The 9250-nt window shown below is 60.5% G+C and carries 8 protein-coding genes; 3 read left to right on the top strand and 5 right to left on the bottom strand.

All coding sequences use genetic code 11. The features are described from left to right. Positions 1-460: 460 nt before the first annotated feature. Positions 461-1801, bottom strand: coding sequence for a Gfo/Idh/MocA family oxidoreductase (locus VGN12_21585; GenBank protein ID HEY4312055.1), 1341 nt, complete (start codon positions 1799-1801; stop codon positions 461-463). 537 nt (positions 1802-2338) lie between these two features. Here VGN12_21585 and VGN12_21580 point away from each other — a divergent pair. Next, complete coding sequence (locus VGN12_21580; GenBank protein HEY4312054.1) at positions 2339-2824, top strand: hypothetical protein; 486 nt, start codon at positions 2339-2341, stop codon at positions 2822-2824. Then, positions 2821-3807 carry a hypothetical protein gene (locus tag VGN12_21575; protein HEY4312053.1) on the top strand — a complete coding sequence of 329 codons (987 nt, stop codon included), beginning with the start codon at positions 2821-2823 and terminating at the stop codon, positions 3805-3807. Before VGN12_21580 ends, VGN12_21575 begins: the two co-directional genes overlap by 4 nt. Before the next feature lie 124 nt (positions 3808-3931). On the opposite strand, the gene VGN12_21570 is transcribed toward VGN12_21575, so the two are convergent. The 3 genes from VGN12_21570 to VGN12_21560 form a co-directional block, all read right to left on the bottom strand. Then, positions 3932-5716 carry an acyl-CoA dehydrogenase family protein gene (locus VGN12_21570; GenBank protein ID HEY4312052.1) on the bottom strand — a complete coding sequence of 595 codons (1785 nt, stop codon included), beginning with the start codon at positions 5714-5716 and terminating at the stop codon, positions 3932-3934. 504 nt (positions 5717-6220) lie between these two features. After that, positions 6221-6541 (bottom strand): hypothetical protein, encoded by a 321-nt coding sequence (locus VGN12_21565; protein ID HEY4312051.1) that lies wholly within the window; start codon positions 6539-6541, stop codon positions 6221-6223. A 315-nt stretch (positions 6542-6856) separates the two neighbouring features. After that, positions 6857-7861: an HD domain-containing protein gene (locus tag VGN12_21560; GenBank protein ID HEY4312050.1), complete on the bottom strand. Its 1005-nt coding sequence runs from the start codon at positions 7859-7861 to the stop codon at positions 6857-6859. Between the two features lie 531 nt (positions 7862-8392). On the opposite strand from VGN12_21560, the gene VGN12_21555 reads away from it, so the two are divergent. Next, positions 8393-8863, top strand: coding sequence for a hypothetical protein (locus VGN12_21555; GenBank protein HEY4312049.1), 471 nt, complete (start codon positions 8393-8395; stop codon positions 8861-8863). A gap of 74 nt (positions 8864-8937) precedes the next feature. On the opposite strand, the gene VGN12_21550 is transcribed toward VGN12_21555, so the two are convergent. Continuing rightward, positions 8938-9243 (bottom strand): hypothetical protein, encoded by a 306-nt coding sequence (locus tag VGN12_21550; GenBank protein HEY4312048.1) that lies wholly within the window; start codon positions 9241-9243, stop codon positions 8938-8940. Positions 9244-9250 lie beyond the last annotated feature (7 nt).

Raw genomic sequence — 9250 nt, 5'->3', positions numbered from 1 at the left:
CCAGGTCCTCGGGACGGGCGACAGGGCAAGAACTAGACCCATTTGCCGCCGAACGTCGTTAACAATCCAATCGGCCCTCAGGCCGAAATCGGCTAAGCACGACTATGCCACAAACGCTGGCCTAATTTCTAGAGGAAAAATAGCGGGCAGTCGGCAGAGGGCAGTGAAGAAGAAGTAGGGTGCGTCCGTGACGCACCGTCTTTCATTCGTCGTTATGCATCTGCGAGAATCTGCGTCATCTGCGGATCGAAATGTCTTCGATGGCAGTTGGTGCGCCGACAAAGTAATTCGGTGCGTCGCGGACGCACCCTACGAAAGACGCACGCCGTCACGAAATGCGTACGCCGCGAGCTAGCGAAGAAAGAACCCTCGCTGGCGTTTCGGAATAGTGTGTTTGCCCCACATCTTCACTGTCGTTGGCCTGTCGACTACTAGCTACCAACTACTGACTGCCGACTTCCTATACGTTTCTGGGGGTGGCCCAGTGGTTGCGGTATTGGCGTTTGACGAGGGTGTTGGCTTCGGCGTCGTTTTCGAACTGTTCGCTGGCGGGGTCGAAGTGTAGGGTGCGGCCGAGGCGCGTGGCGATGTTGCCTAGGTGGCAAAGGGACGTTGAAAGGTGAGCGATTTCGACGTCGGCGTGGGGGCGGCGGTCGGTGCGTACCGCGTCGATGAAGTCGCGATAGTGAGGCAAGCCCATGCCGGATCTTTCGCCGCTTTTGCGCAGCTCGTTCTTAGGACCAAAAAGTTTCCAGCCGTCCCCCTTGCCTAAGAGCAACATCCCTTCCGTGCCGTAGAACGCATTGCCGTTTTCGTAGGATTCTTGCCGGTAGGGGCTCCAGATACGCTGTTCGAATATGATCTGCTTGCGATGACCGACGCGGCCGTCGCCCGGGTAGTCGAAGACGACATACTGTGTGTCGGGGAATTGCTGATCGTCGTCGAAGTAGAACTTGCCGCCAGAAGCGGTGACGATCGAAGGATGGGTATCGACGCCCAATCCCCAGCGAGCGATGTCGATATCGTGTACGCCGTCGTTGCCCATGTCGCCGGTGCCAAAGTCGTACCACCAATGCCAGCCGTAATGGATGCGATTGGCCTGAAACGGGACCAGCGGCGCGGGGCCGATCCACAGGTCGTAATCCAAACCGTCAGGCTGCGGGCCGGGCGTGCCGTGGCCGATATCCCGACGGCGCTGACTATTCCAAACTTTGCCGACCAGGACTTCGCCGATCTCGCCGTCGTGCAAAAGTTGCATGGCCTCGATCACCGCGGGGGAACTGCGGCTTTGCGTACCGACTTGCACAATGCGATTGTTACGCCGGGCGGCATCGATCATCAGTCGCCCCTCGCGAATATTGTGCGAGCATGGCTTCTCGACGTAGACGTGCTTGCCGGCGTCGCAGGCCAGGATCGTGGCGGGAGCGTGCCAGTGATCAGGCGTGGCAATGCACACGGCATCGACGGACTTGTCGTCGAGGACGTTGCGCATGTCGGCGACGATCTTCGGGGCTTCGCCGGAAGCTTCTTTAACAATCTGCGCCATGGCGGCGGCGCGAGCGGCCTCGGGATCGCAGACGTAGGCGACGGCGACGTCGGGCTGAGTGATGAACGTCTTCATCAGATTCGTGGCCTGGCCGCCGCAACCGATCCAGCCCATGACCAGCTTGCTTTGAGCCTCGACTGGGGGCCGCTGCTGGTCGTCGTCGGCCTGGACGACTCTCGCGGATTGGGTGGTGGCGATCGCGGCAGCGCCGAGGCTGGCTTGCTTAAGGAACTCACGACGGGGTGTGTCAGGCATGATCGGTGTTCTCGATGCGGGGCGGATTGAGGGGCGGACGAAGTGCGATGTTTTATTGGCGTGCCGCCGGCATGCTTGCGCAAGCGGAAGCATGGCACGAAACGCTAGCAGTTGCATGTGCCCCGTTTATCGGAATTACGAAGCGTCCCTTCGTTTAGCCTAGCTGTCGGTAAGGATGCTAGCAAAGAATTCGGTCACTGATGCAGGTGAATTGCAACATGGAGAGTTTGAATTGTCCCCTGTAGCTGGCCTCTTTGCGGCTGGAGAATCTCACGGTGCTGCTCCAAGGTCGCAGGGCCCGGCTACAGAATTTGCGTTCTCCTTGCGTGGGTGCCCAATTCCCCCAAAGTTGTTGCTGGCAATAATCTTGAGTGGAGCCGGGCTTTCGAGTAGTCTTCCGCGTCCAAATCCGGTCCGGAGGGCGCACAGGTTGCGCTCCAATCGGGAGTGCGGCCACCCTTTGCGACTCACGTTTGCGCCGTGGCGGCGAAGCGTGGTGGTGATGACCGATGGGTCGCGCAATCGAGAGAGAACGGTATGGACTACGAGGTTCAACGATTCACGCGCCACTGCGCGACGACCGGCCGCGAGCTTGTGCCGGGCGAGGAGTATTACACAGCGCTAGTTGTCGAAGGGGCGGAGGTGCGGCGGCTCGATTTTTCGCTCGAAGCATGGCAGGGGCCGCCCGAGCGATCGCTGGGATCGTGGAAATCGCGCGTGCCGATGCCCGATGCCAAGCGGCCGCGATTGGCGCCGCATGAGGTGCTGCTGGAGATGTTCGCGGGGCTGGAAGGGGTTGAGGAAAAAGCCGACATGCGGTTGGTCATGGCGCTGCTGTTGGTGCGACGGCGCGTGCTAAAGCTCGAGAAGCAAGAGACCGACCATGCGGGGCACGAAACATTGGTGCTGTTCAACCCGCGCGACGAAGCGACATATCGCGTGGCGGGGGTAATGCCCGAGGGAGCCCGCGCTCAAGAGATTCAGGACGAACTTTCACGGTTGTTATACGCCGGTGCCGAATGAGGCCTGCTGACCATCTGCCGCGCAAGACCTGGGGGCGCAATGCGCTACTCTTGGCGACGCTGTTGTCGGTCGTGTGCAGTAGCGGCGCCAGTTGTCCCGGGTTTATCACGTCGTATTCGCCGGTGATGCCGCGCGTGTTGTCCACGACGCCCACGCTGGCGGACGTGACGAGTGTGGTGAACAACAACAGCGGACGCATCCATTCGCTATATACGACCGACGCCGAGATTTATACGCCGGGTGCGCCGAAAGCCCGGGCGAATATCGCGATCGAGCGTCCGCGGCGATTCCGCCTGCGCGCCGATACGTTACTGACGGGACCGGAAGTCGACCTGGGAAGTAACGACGAGATGTTCTGGTTCTGGGTGCGTCGCGCGCCGGAGCCAGCGGTCTATTTTTGCCGACACGATCAATTCTCGAACAGCGTCGCGCGGCAAGTGTTGCCGGTCGAGCCGGAATGGCTGATCGACGCGTTGGGCGTGGCGACGTTGGATCCGGCCGGCGATCATTCGGGGCCGGTGGCGGTGGGGCAGGGGCGTTTACGTGTCGAAACGCGACTGCCGCATCCCGAAGGAGATTACCGCCGGGTGATGATCATCGACGACGCCCGCGGCTGGGTGCTCGAACAGCATTTGTACGATCCGATGGGACAACTGCTGGCTTCGGCCCTGATGAGCGGGCATCGCCGCGATCCGCTGGCCAATGTCGTGCTGCCGAAGACGGTGAAGATTGTCTGGCCGTCGACGAAGTTCGAAATGACGATCGAGCTGAACAATGTGACCGTGAATCAATTGGCCGGTGACCCGCAACAGATGTGGGCGATGCCGAACATGGGCGCAGCGACGCCCGCGGTGAACCTGGCCGATCCGAATCTACGGCTGACGCCTGCGCAGCCGGTGCCGCCCCCGCCCGCGGCCTTTCCTGAGAAGACCGAAGCGATGGAGACGGCCCACCGCAGCAATTGGCTGAAGTGGACGCGGTAAGTTTGCATCTCGGTTTGTTGTCGCACGAGCATGCTTATTCGCCTGCGGCGAAAAAGCATGGCACTCGGCATGACATGCGAGATTCGGTGCCAACGCATTGCGCCCGTTATCGCGCGCCGGGCGGTTAGTGCGCGGCGGGGGATTTTGACGGCTTGTTCGACAGCATCATATCGGCGATGCGGTTCGTGTCGTCGTCGTCGTTGTCCCACAGGTCGGCCAGGTTGCGGCGAATGCGGCGGCCGGCCGTCTTCAGGTAGTACCGGCCCAGCTTGAGGCCGCGCGAGCGAGCCCCTTCGTCGGCGTGCGGGTCGCGCACTAGGGCGTCGAGCCGGTTCAAGACGCAGCCCGAGACGTAAAGTTCGGTGGCGACGTCCGAAACGCGGCCCAACTGGTACTGGCGATCCATCACAGATTCCTGGTACTTGCGAAGCAGGCGTTCGACCTGGGCACCGAGCGCGCCCACCAGCCGGCCGATGCGAACGGCGTCTTCCTGCAGTTCCGTGCTGCGAACCTGCACCTCGGGCGAGGCCAGCATCGAGCCGATCCGCCGGCTGGCGAACCCGCCGATCTTGCTGATATTGCCCAGCGGGTTCATCAGGGCATTCAGGACGCCCTTCAACTCCAGGCCGACGTCACGCATGCCGACCAGGGCCGAGAAGACACGCAATACGTCGTTGGCCCCTTCGCCGATCATGTTGATGCGTCCGTCGCGCATCATGCGCTCGTACGGCTCGTCGGCGAAGTACGCCTTGCCGCCAAAGATCTGGATCGTGTCGTTGATGATCCGCCACAGCACGTCGGTGGCGAACACCTTGAGCATGGCGGTCTCGATCATATAGTCGTCTTCGCCGGCATCGATCAGGGCGGCCGTCTGATAGGTGACCGATTCCATGGCGTAGGCGCCGGCCGCCATGTAGGCGATCTTGTCTTTGACCAGTTCGAACGAGCCAAGCGATTCGCCGAATTGCACGCGCTCGTTGGCATGCTGCGTAGCCCGGGCGACGCAGAACTTGGCGGCGCCGGTGCAACTGGCGCCGAACGTCGTGCGGCCATAATCGAGTACGGTTAGCGCGATCTTCAAACCCTTGCCACGAGCACCCAGGATGTTCTCGTTCGGCACGAACATGTCGTGGAAGGCCAGACGGGCCGTGGCCGAGCCGCGCACGCCGCACTTGGCCATCCGCTTCTCGATTACCTCGAATCCGGGCATGTCGGGCGTGACGATGAAGGCCGTGATCTTTGTGTCGTCGCTGTTGGGGACGGGCGTGCGGGCCATCACGGTCAGCACGTTGGCGATGCCGCCGTTGGTGATCCACCGCTTGTTGCCGTTGATCACGTAACCCTTGCCGTCCGGCGACGGGGTGGCACGCGTTTGCACGTTGGCGGCGTCACTGCCGGCCTCGGGCTCGGTCAGTGCGAACGCGCTCAGCCATTCGCCGCTGGCCGACTTAGGCAGGTACTTTGCTTGCTGCTCGGGCGTGCCGAACAACACGAGCGCTCGCGGTCCGATCGAATGGTGAGCATTGACGAACAATGCGGTGCCGCCGCAGTGGCCGCCGAGGACTTCCATCAGTTGGCAGTAAGCGGTCTGGCTGAATTCCAAGCCGCCACAACTTTTCGGCAGGCACGCGCCGAGCACGCCCAACTGGCCGAGACCGCGAACGACGTGCTCGGGGATTTCGGCATCGCGATCGATCTGCGCGGGATCGATCTGCTCTTTGCAGAACTTGCGCAGATCCGAGACCAGCGAACGCGCCTGCAAGTCGGAAGCGATATCGGGGTAGGGGAGGAGTCGATCGCCCAGGTACTGCCCGAAGAACAAACCTTTCGCGAATCCCAGTCGTGGTCCGCCATCGCCGAGCAGCTCTTCTGCCTCGGCCACCTGCTTATCGCGATTCGCGACGCTCATGAAACTCTCCCCCTCGAAGGATCGACCGAAAACGCCAAAGCCCGGATTATACGTGAAAGCGACGGGTTGGGTATGAGGCGCGGCGGAAGGTTTGTGGCCTGGCGCGGTGGCGTCGGGGTGCCGTTTTAGTCGTGCGCGGACGTGCCGTCGTTGCTTCCGCTGTGCAACCAGAAGGCCAAGGGGGGAAGAGACGCCGGGCTCGGCCCGAACGGACGAACTCGAATCTCCAGCCAAGCCAGACAGCCACCGCCGTCACCGCGACGAGCGTCGTCGCAACTCCGAGCTGGAACCGGCTGCGGCGAAAGAAAGTCGTTGGCGGTATTCATGCGGCGCACTGCGCGCCCCTCCGCTGGGACCAACTTTACAACGCCACGCGATTGCGGTCCGGGCGTGTTGTTCGAGAGTTGTTATGCCGAACAATGGGCATTAAATGACACAGGCCGGCACCTGTGTGCCGGCCTGTGGAACAATCGCATAAGCATAACGATCGAAGCAATCGCGAGCCTAACTTAATCGCGAAAGTGCTTCGAGAGCGCGCTTCGTGATTTCGACGCCGCCGAGGCGATCGGCGAGCTTCTTGGCTTCCACCAGCAACTCGACACTCAGGGCGCCGTTCGCGCCGTGACGGCCGCGACCCTTGGCTGCTCCGAACGTTGCCTTGATGTTGCTCACTTGCGCGGACGAAACTTCGACACCCTTGGACTTCAACGTGGCGATGATGTCCTTGGGACGCGCCCCAATTCCTTGGGCTGAAAACTCGTCACGAATCGCTTGCGCCTTGTTAACGGAATCTCCCTTACCGCGTCCCGCTGCTTTCTTTGCCATACCAAAAGACCTTTCAAGACCGTAGCTACAGGAAACAAAATTCTGTCCCTCCCCAATTGGCAGGTTAACACCGGCAATTAACGAAGCAACCCCTAGAGGGGGTGGTGTGATATTATCAGCCCATGACAGTTCGAAAACGTACCAACGCTGTAACATCGTTGGCACTTCGAAAGACGTGCGCCGATCAAACGATAAGTTAGCCCGGTGAGCAGAATCGCGCGGGGGGACCAACCGGCTGTAACATCGCGTCGGATTCGCACGCGCCAAGATCGATCAGCGCCCGCCGATTTGTCGCAGGCACAACAGTCGGCAGGCTTATTGTGGGCCGCGATAGAGTTGTTGAAAAAGTTGATTCTTTTTCGACGTTAGCGGTCCGGGGGTCGTGTCATCACGAAGTGTGACATACATCATGTTCATCTTCGCGTCGATGTCGTCGGCGTAGTGAACCAACAACGCCTCGGGGGTCATCGGGGGCTTCGGCGAGCCCCATTCGGGCAGTCGCTGATGGGCGATAATAATGTGCTCTAAACGCAGCAGCAGGTCGCCCTCAAGCGGGTGGTGCGCGGCGGCTTCACGAACGATGTCACGCCCCTGCAGAATATGCCCGACGAGCCGGCCGGCCGCGGTGTAGGCGGCACCCTCGGGCTGCCACTCGATCTCGCGCAGCTTGCCGATGTCATGCAGGATCGCTCCGGCCGCGACCAGCCCACGGTCGAGCGGCGGCTGCATGTCGGGGTAATAGTCGTCATACTTTTCAGCCAGGTAGAGGGCCGTTCGCGTCACGCTCAGGACATGTTCCAGGTAGCCGGCATAGTAATTGTGATGGTTACGGGTGGCGGCCGGCAGCGTCAGTAGAGCTTCGCGGTTGTCGTCCAGGATTGAGAGCACCAGGGCGGACAATGGCGCGTTGGAAATCTTGTCGACCGCGATCGCGCGTAGCTCGGCGAACATCGTGGCCGGGTCGAAGCGCGATTGGGCGACGAACAGGCCCGGGTCGAAACCGTCGGCGGTGTCGGCGGCGACGACCTCGCGGATTTTGCGAATGTCGAGTTGCGGACCGTAAGAAGTATCGCGGTACGTGGCCCGCAGTTTGTAAAAGGCGCCAGGGGTCCATTGCTGGCGGCAATCTTCGGCCCAGGCGGAATCGGCCCAGATGGGAAAACTCACTTCGCGGCGGGCGTCGCGAAAGGCGACTTTGTAATAGGTTTTGCCGTCGCGCGTCTTGAGTTCATCCTTGCTCTTCATCAGGACGAACAGGTCGGCTTCCTGCCCGTGAACCATGTCGGCCAGCGCGACAATCGTGGCGGGACGAGTTGCCATAGAGAACGAGCCCCGAGAGATAACTTCGAACTACTAACGCCGCGTCCGATTTACGCTAGGTGGCGTGGCGGCGCGCGTCAAGAAAAAAGAGTGGCCAGGCAGGTTTTTACAGCGCATCGGTCAAGTACCATGAACGCATGACCGAATTGTTCTCCCTTCTGATGGTGGTTTTCCCATTCATTTTTGTGGGAGCATTGGCGCGCGAGCTTTCAAAACAAACGAACGACGGTTGGTATGGATGGCGGTTTTTTCTGGGGGCGGGGTCGGCACTCGGGATCAACCTGCTCTACGGGGTTATATGGTCAGCTGTCGCTATGGCCGATCGGAGGTATACGGCTTCTGCAATTGCGATGGCGATGGTCGTTTTACGAAGCATCCCTATCGTCCTTGTGTGTTGGGGAGTGCAAGGCCGTCTGGCGCGACGCAGAAAGGAAAGGGATGTAAAACCGAGTCCGACGGTTTTAGACGGAGCGTCAACCACGACCCGATCTTCTGACATGCCCTAGGAACGGGCGGCAGAGTAAGTCATCTATGTCGGAAACCTCGGAACAGACACTTCCCTGGTCGTCCCCGGCCTTCATTTACGGCGATGGCGGGCTCTCGATCCACGAGTCTCTCGCAGCAGCCGAGTCGTACTTGGAGCCCTACGACATCAATGAGCCGACCGTAGTTTATGATGCAACGGGGGCGGTCTGGGATCAGGTTGTCGACGGATGGCGTATTCGCCACGTTCCGTCTGCAGAACATGAGGTGCGCGATTTGGAACTGGCCGGCAGGCTACGCGATTATCTGCTGAGCCTGAAGCAGATGGGAAAATCGCTCGGTGATAGCCAATGGCTTGCTACTGCACCGCTCGATGCCTTGGTACGCGAAGCGGCGCGCCTCGAGGCACAACTGCAACTGGCTAATGCTCGTGCCATTCGTGGGTGTCTGCTGGCATTCGCAGTTATTCTTGCGGCAGTCGTGATCGGTGTCTTGGTCTGGCTCTCCAGAATTAACTAGACAAGCGATTCCACGCGTGCGATCACGCTGGGAACTCCGAGACGGCCAGTCACTTTGGCACTGCCGCGGACGCGCTATGGTAAGTGGTAACCCTTTCCCGGGCCGTTGAAGTCGACTTTGACGAGTTGGCCACTACGAAAGAAAAGCTTGAACTGCGGCTTTTCTGCCGAATACCAGAGTTCGACAGGGCGGCCGAAGTCATCGTTGAGAGTATCCGTCGGCTCTCCTAGAATTTGAACCGCTTGTGCAACGGTTTGACCTTGCCGGAGCTCTGTCCACGAGGGGGTCGCAACCCGGATGTACAGATAGCCGCACAGGACCAGCACTGCGAAAGCCTTGGCGACGCGCAGCCAGCGAACTTCTCTACTGAAAAAGCTCATCGGGCTC

This window comes from Pirellulales bacterium, assembly GCA_036499395.1.
In the GTDB taxonomy this organism is placed as follows: Bacteria; Planctomycetota; Planctomycetia; order Pirellulales; family JACPPG01; genus JACPPG01.
This window is presented reverse-complemented; position numbering and strand designations above follow the sequence as displayed.